The following is a 19,139-nucleotide window of genomic DNA, read 5'->3' as shown; positions in this document are numbered from 1 at the left end:
ATTCCCGGGGTGGTTTACGCCACCTCGGTACGCTCGCCCAGCTTCGGCCAGCGCTTCAATACCGCCGCACGAATCCCCGCGGCATCAATGCCAGCTTCCGCCAGCAGATCCTCACGGCTGGCGTGATGCTGGAAGCTGTCCGGCAGGCCCAGATGCAGGAACGGGCGCAGCACGTCCTCATTGTTCAACAGCTCGGCCACACCCGAACCCGCACCACCGGCCACCACGTTGTCTTCCACGGTGACAAAGCCTTCGTGGGTGCCGGCCAACTGCAGCAGCAGGGCACGATCCAGCGGCTTGATGAAGCGCATGTTGACCACGGTCAGGCCCAGCTCGCGGCCCACCGCTTCTGCGGCCGGCACCGTGCTGCCAAAGGCCAGCAGGGCAATTCGGCTGCCCTGCACGCGTACGTCGGCCTTGCCGATCTCCAGCGTCGAAAGATCAGTGCCCGCGGCCACGCCGGTACCACTGCCGCGCGGGTAACGCACCGCCGCCGGGCCTTCATAACGCAGGCCCGTGGTCAGCATCTGTCGGCATTCGGCCTCGTCGGCCGGGGCCATCACCACCATGTGCGGCACGCAGCGCAGGAAGCTCAAATCCAGGTTGCCTGCATGCGTGGCCCCGTCCGGGCCGACCACGCCGGCGCGGTCGATGGCGAACAGTACGTCCAGCTTCTGGATCGCCACGTCGTGCACCAGCTGGTCATACGCGCGCTGCAGGAAGGTGGAGTAGATCGCCACCACCGGCTTGGCCCCCTGGGTGGCCATGCCGGCCGCCAGCGTCACCGCATGCTGTTCGGCAATGGCGACGTCGTAGTAGCGCTCCGGGTTTTCCTTGCTGAAGCGCACCAGGCCTGAGCCTTCGCGCATCGCCGGGGTAATGCCCAGCAGGCGCGGCTCATCGGCGGCGGCGTCGCACAGCCAGTCGCTGAACACATCGGTGTAGGTCGGCTTCTTCACTCCGCCCTTGGACACCAGGCCCTTGTCCGGGTCGAACGGCCCCACGGCGTGGTAGCCGATCTGGTCGCCCTCGGCACGCTCGTAACCCTTGCCCTTGGTCGTCATCACATGCAGCAGCTTCAGGCCTTTCAGGCCCTTCAGCGTTTTCAGCGTGGACACCAGTGCCGGCAGGTCGTGGCCGTCGATGGGGCCGGTGTAGTGGAAGCCCATTTCCTCGAAGAACGTGGACGGCACGAACATGCCCTTCCAGTGTTCTTCCCAGCGCTTGACGAAGCGCGCCGGCGGCGACTTCTTCTTGTCGCCCAGAATCCGCTTGCCGCCTTCGCGCAGCGCATTGAGCGTGCGGCTGCCGGTGGCGCGGCCCAGAATCTTGGTCAACCCGCCCACCGCTTCGGAGATGGACATGTTGTTGTCGTTGAGGATCACCAGCAGGTTCGGCTCCTGGTCCATGCCACCGGCATGGTTCAGGGCTTCATAGGCCATGCCGGCGGTCATCGCGCCGTCACCGATCACCGCGACCACGCGGCGGTCATCGCCCTCGCGCTGGCGGGCAATGGCCATGCCCAGCGCGGCCGAGATCGAGGTTGACGAATGGCCCACCCCGAAGGTGTCGAACACGCTTTCCTCGCGCTTCGGGAACGGAGCCACGCCGTCCTTCTGCTTGACCGTGTGGATCTCGTCGCGGCGGCCGGTGAGGATCTTGTGCGGGTAGGTCTGGTGACCCACGTCCCACACCAGCTGGTCGGTGGGGGTCTGGTACAGGTAGTGCAGGGCCACGGTGAGTTCGATCACGCCCAGGCCGGCCCCGAAGTGGCCCCCGCTCTTGCCGACCGATTCGATCAGGTAGGCACGCAGTTCGTCCGCGATGGCGGACAGTTCGGACTCTTCAAACCGACGCAGGTCATCCGGATTCTGGATGCGCGACAGGCGGGGATAGCGGGCGGAATCGATCATGTTTTCTGCGCTTCTTCTCAAGCGCCTATTTTCGCCCCCAAACCGGGGTGGAGCAAGCAAACCGCCATTCCGGTGAGTGCGCGGTGACGATGCCTGCGACAACCTGACGCAGGTCAGGCCGACAGTTTCGAGCGTTTGGGCAGCTGCGCCTTCAGGAACGCCATCTGGTCGGCCAGGATGTTGCGGTTGGACAGGATCATGTGTTCGATCCAGCTGGGCCGGTACGGCACCGCCAGCAGCGGCATGCTGGCCTGCTGCGGGGTCCGGTCGCTTTTGCGCGAGTTGCAGTGGAAGCAGGCGCTGACCACGTTTTCCCACACATCGCGCCCGCCCTTGGAAATGGGCATGACGTGGTCGCGGGTCAGCTGCGGCCGGTTGAACTGCTGGCCGCAGTACAGGCACAGGTGGGCATCACGCGCGAACAGCGCTTGGTTGGTCAGGTTCGGGGTGGGGTCCAGCGCCCGCGAGCGCGCATGGCCGCGCGCGGCGATGATCGGGTGCAGGTCCATGCCACTGCGCAGCCCGGTGGTGCGGCAGGTGCCGCCATGGATGTGCAGGCAGGGGTCGCCCAGGGTCCAGGCCACGGCCTCGCGGGCATACAGGCAGGCGGCGTCCTGCCAGGTGATCCAGTCCAGCACCCGGCCGTGGGCGTCCAGCGACAACAGGCGCACGGTGCCAGGGCGGTACAGGGTGGGCGACGGCGAAGCTTCGGCGACCGGCGCGGAAGACGCTCCGGTATCGATCAGACCTAGGCGTGTAGTGTCTGTCTCCATCGGGAAAACAGCTTATACCGGAACGGTGACAGTTTGTGTAGAGGCGATGCCTCTACGCAAACTGTCACCGTTCCGGTCCGCTCCCTGCGGGGGACCGGTAGGTGCCGACCGTTGGTCGGCACAGGCAACCATTACGCCCCGAAACGTGCGTCTTCCATTGCCATCAACGGCTCGGCACCGGCCTGGATGGCGGCGGCGTGGCTGAGCGTGCGTGGCAGCATGCGGCTGAAGTAGAACCGCGCGGTTTCCCGCTTGGCCTGCTTGAACCCATCGCTCTGGCTGGAAGCATCCGCAGCGGCCACGCTGCGCGCCCACCAGTAGGCCAGCACCACGTAGCCGGAATAGAACAGGTAGTCGTAGCTGGCTGCGCCCAGTTCTTCCGGGTTGGCGGCCGCGCGCTGCAGGGTGGCCATGGTCAGCTGGCCCCATTCCTGCGCCTTGGCGCGCAGCGGGGCAATGAACTCGGCCAGCGCCTCGTTGCCTTCATTGGCCTTCGCGAACGCCTCGATCTCGGCCAGCATCAGCTTCAGGCCCGCGCCCTGGCTGGCGGCGGTTTTGCGACCGATCAGGTCCAGTGCCTGGATCCCGGTGGTGCCTTCATACAGCGTGGTGATGCGGGCATCGCGTGCCAGCTGCTCCATGCCGTGCTCGCGGATGTAGCCGTGGCCGCCGAAGCACTGCAGGGCGTTGTAGGTGTTCTCGATGCCCCACTCGGTCTGGCAGGCCTTGGAAATCGGGGTGAGGAAACTCACCAGCGTTTCCGCGCGCTCGCGCTCGCCCGCATCTTCAGCGTGGTGGGCCACGTCGATCAGGGTCGCTGCGTGCAGCGCCAGCAGGCGGCTGCCTTCCACCAGCGATTTGATCGACAGCAGCATGCGGCGCACATCCGGGTGCACCAGGATCGGGTCGGCCGGCTTGTCCGGATTCTTCGGGCCGCCCAGCGAACGCGACTGCAGGCGCTCCCGGGCGTACTTCAGTGCGTTCTGATACGCACGCTCGGACAGGCCGATGCCCTGCAGACCCACGCCCAGGCGCGCGGTGTTCATCATCGTAAACATCGCCTGCAGGCCCTTGTGCGGCTGGCCCACCAGGTAACCTTCGGCACCGTCGAAGTTCATCACGCAGGTCACCGACCCCTTGATGCCCATCTTGTGCTCGATCGAGCCGCAGCGCAGCGCGTTGCGTTCGCCCACGTTGCCGCTGCGGTCCACCTTGAACTTCGGGGTGACGAACAGCGAAATGCCCTTGGCCCCGGCCGGTGCGTCCGGCAGCTTGGCCAGCACCAGGTGCACGATGTTGTCGGTGAGGTCGTGCTCGCCGGCGGTGATGAAGATCTTGGTGCCGGTGATCGCGTAGCTGCCATCGGCGTTCGGCTCGGCCTTGGTCTTCAGCAGCCCCAGGTCGGTGCCGCAATGCGGTTCGGTCAGGCACATGGTGCCGGTCCAGCGGCCTTCGATCAGCGGCTTCAGGAACGCGTCCTGCTGCCATGCCTCGCCGTGCTGCTTCAGCGCTTCAATCGCGCCGTGCGAGAGCAGCGGGAAGTTGCCCCAGGCCAGGTTGGCGGCGTTGATCATTTCGTTCAGCGGCACGCCCAGGGTGTGCGGCAGGCCCTGGCCGCCCAGTTCCGGGGCGGCGGTCAGGCCGGTCCAGCCGCCTTCCACGAACTGGTCGTAGGCCTGCTTGAAGCCCGGCGGGGTGGTCACTTCACCGCTGGCCTGGTCCAGCACGCAGCCGATCTCATCGCCCACGCTGTTCAGCGGTGCCAGCACGCCGGCGCTGAAGCGCCCGGCTTCTTCCAGCACGGCGTCGACCACATCGGTGGTGGCATCGGCAAAGCCCAGTCGCGCGAACAGCGACTCGGCCTTGAGCACGTCGTGCAGGGCGAAACGGATATCGGAAAGCGGGGCGGTGTAGCTGCTCATCGTTGGGTCTCGATCAGATGCTGGAAAGGGTGGGGCGGCGAGGGCCGTCGGTCAGCGCAGCACGCCTGGCAGGCCTGGAGCCTGGTTGAGGGTGCTGCGGCCGGTGATATCGAAGCTGCGTTGTTTCTTTTCTTCCGGCGTGGCCGCCACGGTGCCCTTGAGGCTGTAGCTCAGGGTGCGGTTGCCCGCCAGCGCGTCGGCGACCACGATGCGCGCGGCCGAGCTGGGCTTGAGTTGAACGTTGATTACATCGGCCGATACCCCACCGATCGAGATGCCGGGGCTGGCGGCGAGCGTGCCGGCCTCCTGGTCGCCAACCTGCATCTGCAGGTTCACGCTGTCGAAGGTCATCGGCATCGAGCTGAAGTTCTGCAGGCGCAGCGCCACGGTCCAGCTGCCATCGGCCTGTACGGTCAGCTGCTGCACGCTGGCGGCCGGCGGCGACACGCGCTTGACGGACTTGTTGCAGGCGGTCAGTGCCACGGCGGTGGCGGCCAGCAGGGCCAGGGTCAGCAGGGGGCGAAGGCGGTGGAACATGGGCGCGAATCCTCGTGCAGGATGAAGAGCATACTACGGCGTATGGTGGTTGTGGGGGTGTACGACACCCGGCCCATCCTAGGGCGGCCCCATGACGTTCACCATCCCCGTAGAGCCGGGCTTGCCCGGCTGCTCCTACTCCACCGGTGCCATCACCTTCAACGGCCCCAGGTCATACCCCATCGCCTCGGCCTTGCCCTTCAACTCGGCAAACAGGCGCGCATCCATCGACGGCGACCGCGACAGAATCCAAAGATATTTATGCCCCGGATCCCCGACCACCACCCACTGGTAGTCCGGATCCAACGCGATCACCCAGTAGTCCGCCCACACGAACGGCACCCACGACAGCCAGTCCGGCGCGAAGCGCACCTGCAGCTGCCCGGGCTCCCCTTCCACCGGCCGCGCCACCCCTTCGGCGGCAATCCGGCCCTCGGCGGTGCGGCAGGCGTTGTACACACTGATCCGCCCATCCCCGCGCAGCGCATAGGTCGCGGTGATGTCGCCCAGGCACTTCTTCTGGAACGACACCGGCAGGTGCGCGATCTCATGCCACTGCCCGGCATAGCGGCCCATGTCCAGCGCCGGCACTGAGCGCACTGGTTCAACGGCGGTGGCGGCAAATGCCGTCAACAGAAGGCTGAAGGACAGCAGGGCAGGGCGAAGGCGCATACAGGTCTCCCGGCAGGAGGCCAGAGCTTAGGGGGCAGGGTGGTGCAGGATGTAAAAGTTTTGTAGAGCGGGGCTTGCCCCGCTGCTTCACCAACACCGGGCCAATTCCGCCAACACGTGTCGCGATCCCCAATCGTGATGCCCGCAGCCTCTACCTACCATTTCAGCAGGGAGCAGCGATCGTTTCGCTGCAGCAGGAGGCCGAAATGAATCTGCATTACCGGTTGGGTTGGCCGTTTGGCCATTTCCTCGCACGCTGTGGTTTCCCCACAACCATCCGCCTGGACATCACGCACAACGAAGAAACCAACGTATACGTAGGTACCAGTACCGATCTTCCCGGGTTGAAGGTTGAAGCGGCTACGTACGAGGACGCCGCGCGTGAGGCAACGATGCGGGTCCCCGACATGCTGAAGGCGGTGGGTGTCTGTCGGCGCGGCGCGCCCACTGACTTTGAGCGCAGTCTGTAAGCCACTACGAACAATAAACGGCACGTAAGCCCAGTAGCATCGGTCGACAGACGACGGCCTTGAAATGCGCAACATCCGGTAACGCATGACCCCGAATTGACACCGTTGCGCACGAATCATGTCGTCTTTCACTCTGGACGAGAAGAAGCCGCAGAGAGACTCTCTCAGTCAGTCTGACAAGGGCAATAGGAGGTCGGTGATGTCGGTCAACAGGAGCGGAAGCTCATTCTTCAGAGGGTTTCGCTCGGTATTCGAACTCATGCCGACCGAGGCCAGGAAGGCGCATCGGAACACCATTCTCGAGGCGCATTCCGAGGGGATACACAATCTTTGGGCGCAGGTGGGCGAAATGGTGAGAGGAGAAGGGCATGAAATCACAGGGGAGAGCGCGGAGAGCGCGGGTTCGAAGCAAGTCCAAGCGAAATCGGAAGCCCACACCAAACCCTACCTCTGGTGATTCAACTAGCGCACAGTGCCGATAGCTCTTGGCGATCAGCCGATGGCCACGGAGCCTGGTAGCGTCGGTCGACAGACGACGGCCGTGAAATATCCAACATCCGGTAACGCATGACCCCAAATCGACACCGCCGTTGATCAGCGCCAACAGCAGCCGGGCAAGCCCGGCTCTACAGATCCAAGCGCCGTTCGGTCCTAGAATGCCTCATGGACATTCAAGACAGATATCGCGGCGCACTCCTCGGCCTGGCCTGCGGCGACGCCGTCGGCACTACCGTGGAGTTCAGCCCACGCGGCAGCTTCACTCCACTGACCGACATGGTCGGCGGCGGTCCGTTCGGACTCAAAGCCGGGCAGTGGACAGACGATACCTCGATGGCGATGTGCCTGGCGGAGAGTCTGGTGCGGCGTGGTGGCTTCGACGCGCGCGACCAGATGAACCGCTACGTCAACTGGTACCAGCATGGGTACTGGAGCTCGACGGGCACCTGCTTCGATATCGGCAACGCAACACGTGGGGCGCTGCACAATTTCCTGACCACCGGCGAACCGCTCGCCGGTAATGATGATTCTCGCAGCGCCGGCAATGGCTCGATCATGCGGCTGGCTCCGGTGGTGCTGCGCTACCTGGATGCGTCCGATCTGCTGGAAATGGCAGTCCTCAGCTCACGCACTACCCATGCCGCCACAGAGTGCCTGGATGCCTGCCGTCTGTTCGCCACTGCGCTGGCACGCGCGCTGCACGGGCAGTGCAAGGATGACGTGTTGAATCTGGGAACGATCGACGTGAGCAGCGAAGGTCTTCGTGGCATTGCCGAAGGCAGCTACCGCACCAAGACCCGCGATCAGATCCACGGCACCGGCTACGTCGTGCAGAGTCTTGAAGCTGCGTTGTGGTGTTTCGCTACCACCGACACGTTTGCCGATGCGGTACTCGCCGCTGCCAACCTTGGTGATGATGCCGATACCACGGCGGCTGTAGTGGGGCAGGTGGCAGGTGCGTTCTACGGTGCTTCCGGATTGCCGGCGCACTGGCTCGAACGCCTGCATCAACGTGCGGACATCGAACAACTGGCCGATGCGCTGCACGTGGCGGCAGGTGAAACACCGTAGAGCCGGGCTTGCCCGGCTGCTCTTGGCTCTCTCGATGAAAAGCAGCCGGGCAAGCCCGGCTCTACGAAATCTTCCGTACCAGATCGAGCGCGAACTCATCTGAAAACGAAAAAGGGCTCGCATTTCTGCGAGCCCTTCAAAATTATGGTGGCCGAGGACGGAATCGAACCGCCGACACGGGGATTTTCAATCCCCTGCTCTACCAACTGAGCTACTCGGCCACTTCATCGCTGCGTTGCCGCTGGCGAGGAGGCGAACTATACGGAGGTCTGCGGATTTGGGCAAGCATTTCGCAAAAAAAATTTCACATTGATGGCTGGGCACGGTGCGAACGCGGGTAAGTGTTTGATCGTTCGTCGGGCGCACGCATGAACCGCTATTCATTGAACGCCGCGTGCGTAGTCAGTGCGAAGCATGGTCACGCGCATCGTCCGGCATCACCGCCAGCAGGAAGATGCCCACCGTCATCGCAATCGCTGCCAGCAGCAGCGACGCCTGGTATGAACCGCTGCTGCGTGCCAGGGTGCCGGCAATCGCCGGGGCCAGGATCTGCGCCACGCCGTAGCTCAGGGTGAGCGTTGCCATCGCCTTGGCGGGATTCTGCGGGTAATGCCGGCCGATCACGGTGAGGGTGAGACTGACGATGCCGGCGAAGGTCAGCCCGAACAGCAGGGCGCTGCCCAGCCCGGCCCACAGCCCGTCGTCCAGCAGCGGCAGCACGAACGACGCCGCCTGCAGGGCAAAGGCCAGCATCAGGGCACGAATCAGGCCCATCGCCGACGCCACCCGGTCCCAGGCGAACGTCGACGGCACCGCTGCCAGCCCGACCAGGATCCACACCGCGCTGCCGTGCCCGCGGAAGGCCGGGGTCTGCTCCAGAATCGCCACGATGAAGGTGGCGCTGACCACGAACCCGATACCGGCGCAGAAGTACGCGGCAATCAGCAGCTGCCGCCAGCGCCGGCTGGGTGGGGCAGGGGCGGTGGCCGCCTGGGAGGACGAAGCGGGTGCAGGTGCGGGCATCCACGCCCACGCCGGAATCAGGAACAGCGCGCCCACCGCGCCCAGCCAGCCCCATTGCGCGCTGGAGGTGGCATGCCCGGCCAGCAGCCCGGTCGCCACACCCGACACCACGATGCCCAGCCCCAGCCCGGCGAAGTGCAGGCCCAGCCGTGGCCGGTGCCCGTGCGCCAGCAGCCAGTTCAGCACCAGCCCCGAGGCCAGCAGCAGGCCGGCGGTGCTGGACAGCCCGGCCACCAGGCGCAGCGCGCTCCACACTGCGGGCGTCGTGGTCACTGCCATCAGCGCGGTGCTGGCCACCGCAAGCAGCAGGCCGACCCGGTAGAAGCGGAACTTCAACTGCATGTCGCCCACCCGGGCCACCAGCAGGGCCCCCAGCAGGTAGCCCACGTAGTTGAAGGTGGCCAACCAGCCGCCCATCGCCGGGCTCAGCCCGGCATCCACCCGCATCAACGGCAGCAGCGGCGTGTAGGCAAAGCGGGCAATGCCCACGCTGAGCACCAGCGCGCTGATGCCGGCGCAGATCACCTGCCAGGGGCGCAGGGCGGGGGGAGCGGACATGGTCGGTTCCATGGAAGGGTCCGGCCATGCTCGGGCAGGTCGGGTCGGCTGTCTTTCGATAGAATGACCTATCATGTCGATCAGTCGCCACGCCGCCGCCCATTCCCCTACCTGGCGGGAGGTACCTGTTCCCGCTCAGGAGGCGCTGTCGTGGCCGGTGGTGGCGCGCAGCCAGGAACTGGCGGCCGGGGAGCGCTTTCCCCCGCATGTGCATGCCTGGAACCAGCTGGTGTTCGCGACCGAAGGCGTGTTGCAGGTTACGGCCGCGCACGCCCGCCATGTGATCTCGCCGCAGCAGGCGCTATGGGTGCCCACCGGCACCGTGCACCACACCGGTGCCCTGGGGGCGGCGGCGTTCCGCAATCTGTACATCGGTGACGAAGCGGCACCGGGCATGCCGACCGAATGCGTGGTGCTGGAGGTGTCGCCGCTGCTGCGCGAGTTGATCGTGGAGCTGGGCCAGGTGCAGCCGGACCACGATGTCGCCTATTACCTGCAGTTGTGCACGCTGGTGATCGCGCAGCTGCGCCGGCAGCCGCAGCACACCCGGCATCTGCCCTGGCCGCAGGACGCGCGCCTGCAGCGCTGGTGTCAGGCGCTGTACGACCAGCCGGCGGATGCGCGTGGGGTGGACGACTGGGCGCGGCAGCTGGGGGCCTCGGCGCGCACGCTGGCGCGCCAGTTCGAACGCGAGACCGGCATGAACCTGCGTGCGTGGCGGACGCGGTTGCGGTTGCTGCGGGCGATCGAGTGGCTGGCGCAGGGGCGCTCGCCGACGGTGATTGCGCACGAGCTGGGGTATGCGTCGGCGTCGGCGTTCAATTACATGTTCCGGGTGGAGACCGGTATGAGTCCGTTGCAGTGGCGTAAGGCGCGGGTGTATGGACACGCCATGCGTGTCCGCGCGATGTTGGGTTCACATGGACACGCATGGCGTGTCCCTACGCGGCGTCCACAGGATTTCTTCGCTTCACAATCAACGGATCCTCCACCACCTTCGGAAACGTCGGAAGGTCCGCTGCCTCCACCCCGAACGTAGCCGCCAGCACCCCCGGCGCAAACGCCGACGCAGCCAGCCGGTAACCCACGTCACCCGGCGTGGGCTGATCAAAGAACACCAGGAAATGAATGTCCTCGCCCAGCGCTTCGATCTGGTGCGGATACGCGCGCGGTATGAAATACACATCCCCGGGCTGCAGCAGATAGGTATCCACCGAACCGTCCGGATCCAGAATGCTCATCCGCGCATGCCCACGATGCACATAGCCCAGTTCAGCGGTGTCCGGGTGCCAGTGCGGCTCGCGCATGCCGTCGTCGGCAATCCGCAGCGAATACATGGACAGATTACGCAGCGCCGGCCAGAACTGGGTACGCGATACCCGCGCCTGGCCATAGGCGAAGTCGACCGGCGGCGATTGCGCTTCGATGTCGAAGCGATGCGGGTCGGCGCGGTCGGCACCGTCCGGCACCACGGCCGGCCCCGTGCGCTGCACCAGATACGGTGACGTGGTGTCGCGCGTGAGGTGGGCGAAGGCGTCCGAGGCCAGATCGTAGGTGTTGCCCAGCACCGCGTTCGACATCGCCCCGAACGCCGCATGCAGCGAGAAGTCCTGCGGGCGTTCATGGCTGAACACGATGATCAGTTCCGCCTCACCATCACCCACGTTCTCGATGGCATGCAAGGCACCGCTGTTGATGTGGAACATCTGCCCGGCAGTCACCCCTACCGTGCTGATTGCATCTGCGTTGTCCACAATCGTGATCAACACGCTGCCGGCCAGCACGTAGCCCAGTTCATTGGCGTTGGCGTGCCAGTGCGGCTCGCGGATTCTGCCGGGTGCCAGCAGCAGGCGTTTGATCGACAACCGCTCCAGCAATGGCAGTTCATCAGCGGTGAGCCGGCGGATGGTGCCCAGCGCATCGTCATGTACCGGCGTCGCACTCCATAGGGAGCGCACATGGCGGGAGGCGGCGTTCATCACGCCACCACGCCCAGGGCATCGATCAGGCTTTCCACGTCGCGCGGACCGTCATAGCGCCGGCCGTTGATGAACAGCGAAGGGGTGCCGTTCACGCCGCTGCGGACCCCGCCCATGAAGTCGCGCTCGATACGCGGATCGAAGTTGCCCTCGGCCGCTGCCTGCAGCAGGGTGTGATCCACCTTCAGTTGTGCTGCGTAACGCAGCAGGTCACCGGTCTCCAGCGCCTGCTGGTTCTGGTAGAGCAGGTCGTGTGCTTCCCAGAAGCGGCCGGCGATCGCCGCGGCCTCGGCGAAGCGCGCCGCTGGCAATGCGTTGGGATGAATTTCGCTGATCGGGAAGTTGCGGAACACGAAGCGCATGCGGTTGCCGAGCATGCGCTGCACTTCCTTGATCACCGGGTAGGCTTCGCCGCAGTACGGGCATTCATAGTCGCCGTACTCCACCAGGGTGATGGCCGCATCTTCCGGGCCCTGGATGTGGTCGAAGCTGCTGACGGGAACGAGCAGGCGGCTCATGAGAGGGCTTCGGTGGCATTTGTAGAGCGGGGCTCTGCCCCGCTGAGGGTATCCGTGCGCGTCAGCGGGGCAGAGCCCCGCTCTACAACAGCAGGATCGATCGCATCGGTGTGCACGTTGCCACGCAGCGCCTCCAGCGCTTCGAGAATCCCGTCCGCCCCAGGATTGATCCCCAGCGGCGACACATAGCTCCAGCGCACAATGCCCTCCGCATCAATCACGAACAGCGCACGCTCACACACGCCGTCCTGCTCGCGATACACGCCATAGCGGCGCGCCACTTCGCCCTTGGGCTGGAAATCGGCCAGCAGTGGAAAATGCAGATGCCGCGTCTCGGCAAACGCCGCATGGCACCACACCCCATCCACCGAAATGCCGACCAGCTGCGCGCCGTAGCGGCGGAACTCGGGCAGCAGCTGGTTGTACAGCGCGAGCTGGTCGCCACACACCGGGCTCCAGTCGGCAGGATAAAACGACAGGATCACCGGATGACCGCGCAGTTCCATCAGGCTCAGGCGCTGGTCGGCCGTGGCCGGCAGCGAGAACGCGGGCGCTGCACTGCCGGGCGGAACGGGAAGACGGGTGGCACTCATGGCACAGCTCCGTGGGGGAGGAGGTGAGAAATCAGCGACGGCTGCGGGTGGTTTCAAACAGGAACCAGCTGCGACGCTCGGCTTCGTCGATCCAGTTCTCGATCAGGCTGGCGGTGGCCACGTCGTTGTATTCGCTGCACACGCCGTGGGTGCCGCGCAGGAAGCCGGTCAGGCGGCGGTTGTCGTCGGCCAGTTCGGCCAGCATGTCCTCAGCGGTCACGTAGTCCGCATCGTTGTCCAGCAGGCGCTGGATGCGGTGGATCTGGCCGATCGAGCGCAGCGTGGTGCCACCGACCTTGCGGGCACGTTCGGCGATGGCGTCGGTGGTGGCGAAGATCTGCTCGCCCTGTTCATCCAGCATCAGGTGGTAGTCGCGGAAATGCGGGCCGGACAGATGCCAATGGAAGTTCTTGGTCTTCAGGTACAGCGCGAACACGTCGGCCAGCAGCACGGTCAGGGCGGCTGCGATGTCCTTGGTGGCCTTGGCCCCCAGGTCGGTGGGCGTATTCAGCGCAGCGCGCTGGCGGGCAAGTGGCGAATCGGGGGTGTTGGCGAGGCTGTTCATGGGTAGGCTCCGGGAAAGCGGGGGAGGGAGCGCTGGCAGGCAGCGCCGACATCGCCAGACTAGTCAGCCGCGACCCCGCGCAACATTGCGCCATCGTTTCTCCGCCTCATACCAAAGTGTGTATCGGCCCGGCCCGGTGCAGCGGAGAATCACCCGATGGAGGGATCAGTCCGCCGCGCCCGCGAGGGATACTGCCCTGCGACTGCCGCACGGGTGGCGGTTGGCCCGCCCGGAGGCAAGGACCGTGTTCCCCACATCCCCCGCAATTGCCGTTGCCCTTGGCAAACCCCGCCGCACCGCGTTCCGCGTGGCAGCGGCGCTGCTCACCCTGGGCATTTTCCTGATCGACGTGCTCTCCACCCTGGAAGGGGCGGTGGCCGTGCTGTACGTGGTGAGCGTGCTGCTGGTGGCACGCACCGGCCGGCGTGGCGACATCATGACCACGGCGCTGGCCGGCATTGTGCTGACCGTGCTGGCCTACGTCGATTCGCACGGGCTGAACCACGTCGGGGCGCAGACCTTCCGTGCCGTGGTCAGCCTGGCCGCCATCGGCATCACCGCCATCCTCGCGCTGCAGCACCAGAATGCGATGCAGCGCCTGGGCGCGCAGGCGCGGCTGCTGGATCTGTCGCACGACATGATCTTCGTGCGTGACCGCTTCGGTGTGATCACTTTCTGGAACCGCACCGCCGAGCAGGTGTACGGTTGGTCGTCCGAGCAGGCCGTCGGCTGCGTGGCCGACACCTTGCTGTCCACCCGCTACCCGCAGGCGCGCGAGTCGGTGGAATCGACCCTGCTGTCGCTGGGCAGCTGGGAAGGCACGCTGGAGCAACGCACCCGTGAAGGCGAGTGGCGGGTGCTGGACAGCCGCTGGGTGGTGCAGCGCGATTCGCGTGGGCGGATCACCGGCGTGCTGGAAACCCATACCGACGTCACCGAGCGCCGGCGCGCCCAGGACGCGGCCATGCGCGCGCAATCCGAGCTGGCGCACGCCATGCGCGTGGCCACGCTGGGCGAACTCACCGCCACCCTGGCGCACGAAGTGAACCAGCCGCTGATGGCGGTGGTAACCAATGGTGAAGCCGGCCTGCGCTGGCTGCATCGTGCACAGCCCGACCTGCAGGAAGTGGATGCGGCCATCACCCGCAGCGTGGCCGAAGCACGCCGCGCCAGTGAAATCGTCAAGCGCGTGCGCGCGTTCCTGGCCAAGAGCACTACGGTGCGCGAAGCCCTGGCGGTGCCGGCGCTGATCCATGAGTCGGTGCGCCTGGTCCAGCACGATCTGAACCGTGACGCGGTGCAGCTGCGCGTGGAGGTAGGTTCCGGCCTGCCGTCGGTGCACGGTGACGCCATACAGCTGCAGCAGGTGCTGGTGAACCTGATGATCAACGCCAGCCAGGCCATGGCCGGGCAGCCGCACGCGCGCGAGCTGCACGTGGACGCGCAGCGTGGCGAGCAGGGCGCGGTGGTCATCAGCATCCGCGATAACGGCCCGGGCATCGACGCAGCGCACCTGGAGACGCTGTTCAAACCCTTCTTCACCACCAAGCCGCATGGCATGGGCATGGGCCTGGCGATCTGCCGGTCCACCGCCGAAGCCCACGGCGGCCAGCTTTCCGTGCACAGCGCGCCGGGGCAGGGAGCCACCTTCCGGCTGGTACTCGGCCTTGCAGGAGATGCCGCATGAACAACCCCGCGCTCGCGGTCGTGGTGGACGACGACCCGTCCGTGCGTGACGCACTGGACAGCCTGCTGCGCTCCATCGGGCTGCAGACGCAGGTGCTGGGCTCACCGGCCGAACTGCTGCAGGCGGCGCTTCCGGATCTTCCCGGGTGCATCGTGCTGGACGTGCGCCTGCCGGGGATCAGCGGGCTGGATCTGCAGGACCAGCTGGCGGCACAGGGCATTCACCTGCCCATCGTGTTCATGACCGGGCACGGCGACATTCCGATGACCGTGCGGGCGATGAAAGCGGGGGCGGTGGACTTCCTGTCCAAGCCCTTCCGCGACCAGGACATGCTGGATGCGGTCAGCGCGGCCATCGAGCGTGATCGGCAGCGCCGCCAGGAAAGCGCGGCGCGGGACAGCCTGGACAGCCGCTACGCCACCCTGACCCCGCGCGAGCGGGAGGTGATGGCGCACGTGGTGGCCGGGCTGATGAACAAGCAGGTGGCCGGGGTGCTGAACCTGAGCGAGATCACCGTGAAGATCCATCGGGGCAACGTGATGCGCAAGATGGGCGTGCGCTCGCTTGCCGACCTGGTGCGCCATGCCGAGGCCCTGGGCGTGCACGTCACGGGGCGCTGAACCGCCCGGCTACAAACCTGTGTATGGTTCCGCTGCCCGCCGCCCTGGGGCATAAAGGCAGCGTCGGCCGAGGCCGGCCCGTGGCCCCAGGATGTAGCAGATGAACCCGATGTACCGTGTTGCAATCGTTGATGATGACGACGGCGTGCGCCAGTCGCTGTCCAGCCTGCTGCGCTCGCTGGGCTATGAGGCGCGTACCTTCGCCTCTGCCAGTGCGTTTCTGGCGGCCTTGCAGGATCCCCCCGACTGCCTGCTGACCGACATCCAGATGCCGCAGATGAATGGCGATGTGCTGCAGCAGGAGCTGCTGGCGCGTGGTTGCACGTTCCCGATGATCTTCATGAGTGCGTTCCCCACCGATGCGATCCGCGAGCGGGTGATGGCGCGTGGGGCGCTGGCGTTCCTGGCCAAGCCGGTCGATGCGGACACGCTGTCCTGCTATCTGGCCCAGGCATTGGAATGAGCGCGACGTCATACACAGGTATGAAGGTGTTTTAACCCTGCATTGCTTACTGTGGTCCGGTAATTCCCAACCCCCTTTCCGGAGACTGTTCCATGAGCACCATCACCACTTCCGACGGCGTTGAAATCTTCTACAAGGACTGGGGCCCGAAGGACGCCCAGCCGATCGTGTTCCATCATGGCTGGCCGCTGTCCAGCGACGACTGGGACAACCAGATGCTGTTCTTCCTGGGCAAGGGCTACCGCGTGATCGCGCATGACCGTCGCGGTCATGGCCGCTCGTCGCAGGGCAGCGAAGGCCACGACATGGACCACTACGTAGCCGATGCCACGGCGGTGTTCGATCACCTGGACCTGAAGAACGCGGTGCATATCGGCCACTCCACCGGTGGCGGCCAGGTGGCACGCTACGCGGCGCGCGCTGCGGCGAGCCGTGTGGCCAAGGCGGTGCTGATCAGTGCGGTGCCGCCGATCATGGTGAAGTCGGACAAGAACCCGGGCGGCCTGCCGATCGAGGTGTTCGACGGCTTCCGTTCGGCGCTGGCGGCAAACCGCGCGCAGTTCTACGTGGACGTGGCCAGCGGCCCGTTCTACGGCTTCAACCGTGAGGGTGCCAAGGTGTCGCAGGGCGTGATCGACAACTGGTGGCGCCAGGGCATGACCGGCAGCGCGCAGGCGCACTACGAGGGCATCAAGGCGTTCTCGGAAACCGACTTCACTGAAGACCTGAAGGCGATCAACGTGCCGACCCTGCTGCTGCACGGTGACGACGACCAGATCGTGCCGATTGCCGACGCCAGCGAACTGAGCATCAAGCTGCTCAAGCACGGCACGCTGAAGGTGTTCAAGGGCTACCCGCACGGCATGTGCACCACGCACGCCGACGACATCAACGCCGAACTGCTGAAGTTCATCCAGGGCTGATTCGCCCGCACGGTTGCCGGCGTGGAATTGCTCGCGCCGGCAACCCGCGTGTGGACCCGGTGGGATTGGTGGATCCGGTGGGATCGGTCGACAGACGATCGCCGTGAAACAACCCGCGTTCTTTAACGCATGAACCCCGGACCGAAACACGCTCTCCGCGTGATCCCGTGACGCACTCGCCCCGATTTTTCGATGACCACCCACACTGGTGGCTTGGACATCCGTCGCAAATCAAATTTTCGCTCACCAGCACCTGGGCAATACCGACACCCAGTACTGGAACGCAACTCAACAGCCCGCAAACCTCCCACAACCACAACGCGCCAATTGCGTCGCACCATTTGCGAGCGCGTCAAAAATCCGCCACGATTCTTTCGCAATTGCCTGTTTTTTTAGCAGTGCGCGTGCTGCAGGATGGCCCCCGGAGCGTAGAAACTCCTCAGAGCTTCAGAAGGTGTCCTGCGTCGGAGTTGTTCGTGTCCAGCGTCGGGAGGGTGGCTAATACAAGACCCTGCAAAGGGAAATACGCCCGCCGGTGTTTTTCTGAAGTTCTGACGGTTTCTAACCTCCCGACCCCTTGCCATTCCGGCAGGGGTCGCATCTCACAGGAGGTTTGCCATGCAGTCGCAGAGGTCGCACATTCCCGAAGAGACGTTCGAAGCCCCCGCACCGCGCTGTGCCACATGCGGTGCCACCCCGCCCACACCGCCACCGCCTTACGACGAAGGCCTCGGCGGCGTCGAATACATGATGATGCGCGGCCGCTGGCTGCGTTACATGGGGCTGGGCAAGGGCACGTGGTTCAGAGTTGAGTTCGACGGCGAACGGATCATCTCCACACCGGTCTTTCCACCGGGCTTCCGCATGCTGCATATCCCCACCGAAGTGCTGCGCGAAGTGCACTACACGCAGGTGCGCGAGTACCGCCACCATCCATGGCCGCGCCGCCAGCGGAGGGCGCGCCGATGAGAAAGCCGGTCTGGGTACGCACCAAGGTGGAAGACGATCTGCGTTGCCGCTTCAAGGGCGCGGTGTGGCAGGAACACTACGCGCCGGCAGAAGCCATCCGCATGTTCATGGAACGCGTGGTGGAGCTGAGTGAGAACCGGAACACGGTGGACCTCACCCTGTGGAGCAATGTCATCAGCGACGCATCGAATGATGTGGCCGCCGAGATCTGCATCGGCCAGGAAGAACCGCCTTATGGCGAGGAAGACGAAGTGCAGCGAGCGCGCAGAGAGGGCTGGGCCAGCCCCGGCTTCGGCCGCGACTGAAGCGTATGGACACGCAAATGGCCGACTCTCGCGCCATGCCCGCTTCGGTGGGGTCGCTCGACAGACGACCGCCGATAGCGGTGATACGTGCTGTGGGGCATGACCCTGAACGTAGAGGCGCTTCATCGCTCAAAGGTCATGCGTTACAGCACCGGGAATCTTTATCGGCGGTCGTCTATCGATCGACCCTACCTGTTCCCGACATCGAAGACAGCGCCATGACTCCAACACCACCGCTACACCCCGGCACCATCCTGCTGGAAGACTTCATGCAACCCAATCGCCTCACCCGCCGCGCACTCGCCGACGCCCTGCATGTCTCCAACACCCGCATCGTCAGCATCACCCGTGGCACCGCTGCCATCACCATCGACACCGCCATCCGCCTGGGCCACTACTTCAACACCTCGCCGTGGTTCTGGATGAACCTGCAGGTGCGCTTCGACCTGGAAACGGCGGAACAGCAGACGCCCGCCCCAACCGAACGCATCGTCCCGCTGCCGCACTTCCTGGACCCGGAAGTGCCGTCCGCTGTTGAGGTAAAGGAGTGGGGCGCATGGTGACAACCTACCTCCGCCGCCTGCTGCCCGGGTACCCCAGGGCACCAGCCCCGCCTCAGAAGCGCAGCACGCTTCCACCCATCCCCCGCAGCCTGCGCTCACAGTTGAAGGACTACCCGGAGCACATCGAGCGACTACAGTTAGCTCTGCACGGCGTCAGCGTGGCCCGCACAACGCGCCGGCCGCGCATCGAAATGGCGGTATGGGCCATCGATGACCGCCTGTCCCGCTTCCTGGCCGAGGCGCAGCACGAGCTGGATGCCGCTCGCTGCAGCGGTGACCCGGAGCGGCTGGCGCGGGCCGAGGAGGTAGAGGCGGTGATGTTCAAGGTGAACCGGAAGAATGCGTGGATGGGCGATGAGGTGTTTGCCGCGTGGTTCAGGGCGGAGGTTGGGCCTCGGACGTAAGGAGATGCGCGTCGATTCAGACTTTTCCGATAGCCAAATCCGAGCACTCCTGACAGGCTATTGCCATTGTGGGGCTGGCTCGTCCGGCCCAGCGGAGACGGAGTTCCGATTGC

21 protein-coding genes and 1 tRNA gene are annotated in these 19,139 nt (G+C 65.4%); 11 read left to right on the top strand and 11 right to left on the bottom strand.

Features of this window, described 5'->3' with window-relative positions; genetic code table 11:
- Positions 1–14: 14 nt before the first annotated feature.
- The 5 genes from dxs to PDM29_RS00405 form a co-directional block, all read right to left on the bottom strand.
- Positions 15–1,913: a 1-deoxy-D-xylulose-5-phosphate synthase gene (gene dxs / locus PDM29_RS00425; RefSeq protein ID WP_311191953.1), complete on the bottom strand. Its 1,899-nt coding sequence runs from the start codon at positions 1,911–1,913 to the stop codon at positions 15–17.
- A 113-nt stretch (positions 1,914–2,026) separates the two neighbouring features.
- Positions 2,027–2,686, bottom strand: coding sequence for an HNH endonuclease (locus tag PDM29_RS00420; protein WP_125359521.1), 660 nt, complete (start codon positions 2,684–2,686; stop codon positions 2,027–2,029).
- Positions 2,687–2,817: 131 nt separating this feature from the next.
- Positions 2,818–4,608: an acyl-CoA dehydrogenase C-terminal domain-containing protein gene (locus PDM29_RS00415; RefSeq protein WP_311191952.1), complete on the bottom strand. Its 1,791-nt coding sequence runs from the start codon at positions 4,606–4,608 to the stop codon at positions 2,818–2,820.
- Positions 4,609–4,659: 51 nt separating this feature from the next.
- Positions 4,660–5,145 (bottom strand): LEA/WHy family protein, encoded by a 486-nt coding sequence (locus PDM29_RS00410; RefSeq protein ID WP_311191951.1) that lies wholly within the window; start codon positions 5,143–5,145, stop codon positions 4,660–4,662.
- Positions 5,146–5,280: 135 nt separating this feature from the next.
- Complete coding sequence (locus PDM29_RS00405) at positions 5,281–5,817, bottom strand: lipocalin family protein (protein WP_311191950.1); 537 nt, start codon at positions 5,815–5,817, stop codon at positions 5,281–5,283.
- Positions 5,818–6,023: 206 nt separating this feature from the next.
- On the opposite strand from PDM29_RS00405, the gene PDM29_RS00400 reads away from it, so the two are divergent.
- Positions 6,024–6,287, top strand: a complete 264-nt coding sequence (locus tag PDM29_RS00400; RefSeq protein WP_311191949.1) for a DUF1902 domain-containing protein — start codon at positions 6,024–6,026, stop codon at positions 6,285–6,287.
- A 663-nt stretch (positions 6,288–6,950) separates the two neighbouring features.
- Positions 6,951–7,856, top strand: coding sequence for an ADP-ribosylglycohydrolase family protein (locus PDM29_RS00395; RefSeq protein ID WP_311191948.1), 906 nt, complete (start codon positions 6,951–6,953; stop codon positions 7,854–7,856).
- Between the two features lie 145 nt (positions 7,857–8,001).
- Here the strand turns inward: PDM29_RS00395 and PDM29_RS00390 are convergent.
- Both PDM29_RS00390 and PDM29_RS00385 read right to left on the bottom strand, forming a co-directional pair.
- Positions 8,002–8,077, bottom strand: a tRNA-Phe gene (locus PDM29_RS00390).
- Positions 8,078–8,258: 181 nt separating this feature from the next.
- The gene (locus PDM29_RS00385) at positions 8,259–9,437 is read right to left on the bottom strand and encodes a YbfB/YjiJ family MFS transporter (protein WP_311191947.1); all 1,179 of its coding nucleotides are present in this window, start codon (positions 9,435–9,437) and stop codon (positions 8,259–8,261) included.
- A 73-nt stretch (positions 9,438–9,510) separates the two neighbouring features.
- Here PDM29_RS00385 and PDM29_RS00380 point away from each other — a divergent pair, with 73 nt between their 5' ends.
- Positions 9,511–10,476 (top strand): AraC family transcriptional regulator, encoded by a 966-nt coding sequence (locus PDM29_RS00380; protein WP_311191946.1) that lies wholly within the window; start codon positions 9,511–9,513, stop codon positions 10,474–10,476.
- Here the strand turns inward: PDM29_RS00380 and PDM29_RS00375 are convergent.
- From PDM29_RS00375 to PDM29_RS00360, 4 genes are read right to left on the bottom strand one after another with little or no spacing between them, the layout of a single operon-like run.
- On the bottom strand, positions 10,379–11,416 hold the full coding sequence (locus tag PDM29_RS00375) for a cupin domain-containing protein (protein ID WP_311191945.1): 1,038 nt from the start codon (positions 11,414–11,416) through the stop codon (positions 10,379–10,381). The two genes, PDM29_RS00380 and PDM29_RS00375, sit on opposite strands and share 98 nt — an antisense overlap.
- Positions 11,416–11,934 (bottom strand): DsbA family protein, encoded by a 519-nt coding sequence (locus PDM29_RS00370; RefSeq protein ID WP_311191944.1) that lies wholly within the window; start codon positions 11,932–11,934, stop codon positions 11,416–11,418. The genes PDM29_RS00375 and PDM29_RS00370 overlap by 1 nt, the downstream gene beginning before the upstream one ends.
- Positions 11,931–12,527, bottom strand: a complete 597-nt coding sequence (locus PDM29_RS00365; protein WP_311191943.1) for a peroxiredoxin — start codon at positions 12,525–12,527, stop codon at positions 11,931–11,933. Before PDM29_RS00365 ends, PDM29_RS00370 begins: the two co-directional genes overlap by 4 nt.
- 31 nt (positions 12,528–12,558) lie before the next feature.
- Positions 12,559–13,092, bottom strand: a complete 534-nt coding sequence (locus PDM29_RS00360; protein ID WP_311191942.1) for a Dps family protein — start codon at positions 13,090–13,092, stop codon at positions 12,559–12,561.
- Between the two features lie 244 nt (positions 13,093–13,336).
- Between PDM29_RS00360 and PDM29_RS00355 the strand changes: the two genes are divergently transcribed.
- The 8 genes from PDM29_RS00355 (at position 13,337) to PDM29_RS00320 (ending at position 19,026) form a co-directional block, all read left to right on the top strand.
- Positions 13,337–14,779 (top strand): PAS domain-containing sensor histidine kinase, encoded by a 1,443-nt coding sequence (locus tag PDM29_RS00355; protein ID WP_311191941.1) that lies wholly within the window; start codon positions 13,337–13,339, stop codon positions 14,777–14,779.
- Positions 14,776–15,399 (top strand): response regulator transcription factor, encoded by a 624-nt coding sequence (locus PDM29_RS00350; RefSeq protein WP_311191940.1) that lies wholly within the window; start codon positions 14,776–14,778, stop codon positions 15,397–15,399. The genes PDM29_RS00355 and PDM29_RS00350 overlap by 4 nt, the downstream gene beginning before the upstream one ends.
- Before the next feature lie 100 nt (positions 15,400–15,499).
- Positions 15,500–15,862 carry a response regulator gene (locus PDM29_RS00345; RefSeq protein ID WP_311191939.1) on the top strand — a complete coding sequence of 121 codons (363 nt, stop codon included), beginning with the start codon at positions 15,500–15,502 and terminating at the stop codon, positions 15,860–15,862.
- A 92-nt stretch (positions 15,863–15,954) separates the two neighbouring features.
- Positions 15,955–16,785: an alpha/beta fold hydrolase gene (locus PDM29_RS00340; RefSeq protein WP_311191938.1), complete on the top strand. Its 831-nt coding sequence runs from the start codon at positions 15,955–15,957 to the stop codon at positions 16,783–16,785.
- Between the two features lie 618 nt (positions 16,786–17,403).
- On the top strand, positions 17,404–17,754 hold the full coding sequence (locus PDM29_RS00335) for a hypothetical protein (RefSeq protein WP_311191937.1): 351 nt from the start codon (positions 17,404–17,406) through the stop codon (positions 17,752–17,754).
- Positions 17,751–18,059, top strand: a complete 309-nt coding sequence (locus PDM29_RS00330; RefSeq protein WP_311191936.1) for a hypothetical protein — start codon at positions 17,751–17,753, stop codon at positions 18,057–18,059. The genes PDM29_RS00335 and PDM29_RS00330 overlap by 4 nt, the downstream gene beginning before the upstream one ends.
- A 218-nt stretch (positions 18,060–18,277) precedes the next feature.
- Entirely contained in the window at positions 18,278–18,622 is a 345-nt protein-coding gene (locus PDM29_RS00325; RefSeq protein ID WP_311191935.1) for a HigA family addiction module antitoxin, read from the top strand.
- On the top strand, positions 18,616–19,026 hold the full coding sequence (locus PDM29_RS00320) for a hypothetical protein (protein WP_311191934.1): 411 nt from the start codon (positions 18,616–18,618) through the stop codon (positions 19,024–19,026). Before PDM29_RS00325 ends, PDM29_RS00320 begins: the two co-directional genes overlap by 7 nt.
- Positions 19,027–19,139 lie beyond the last annotated feature (113 nt).

The organism is Stenotrophomonas oahuensis (assembly GCF_031834595.1).
GTDB lineage: Bacteria > Pseudomonadota > Gammaproteobacteria > Xanthomonadales > Xanthomonadaceae > Stenotrophomonas > Stenotrophomonas oahuensis.
This window is presented reverse-complemented; position numbering and strand designations above follow the sequence as displayed.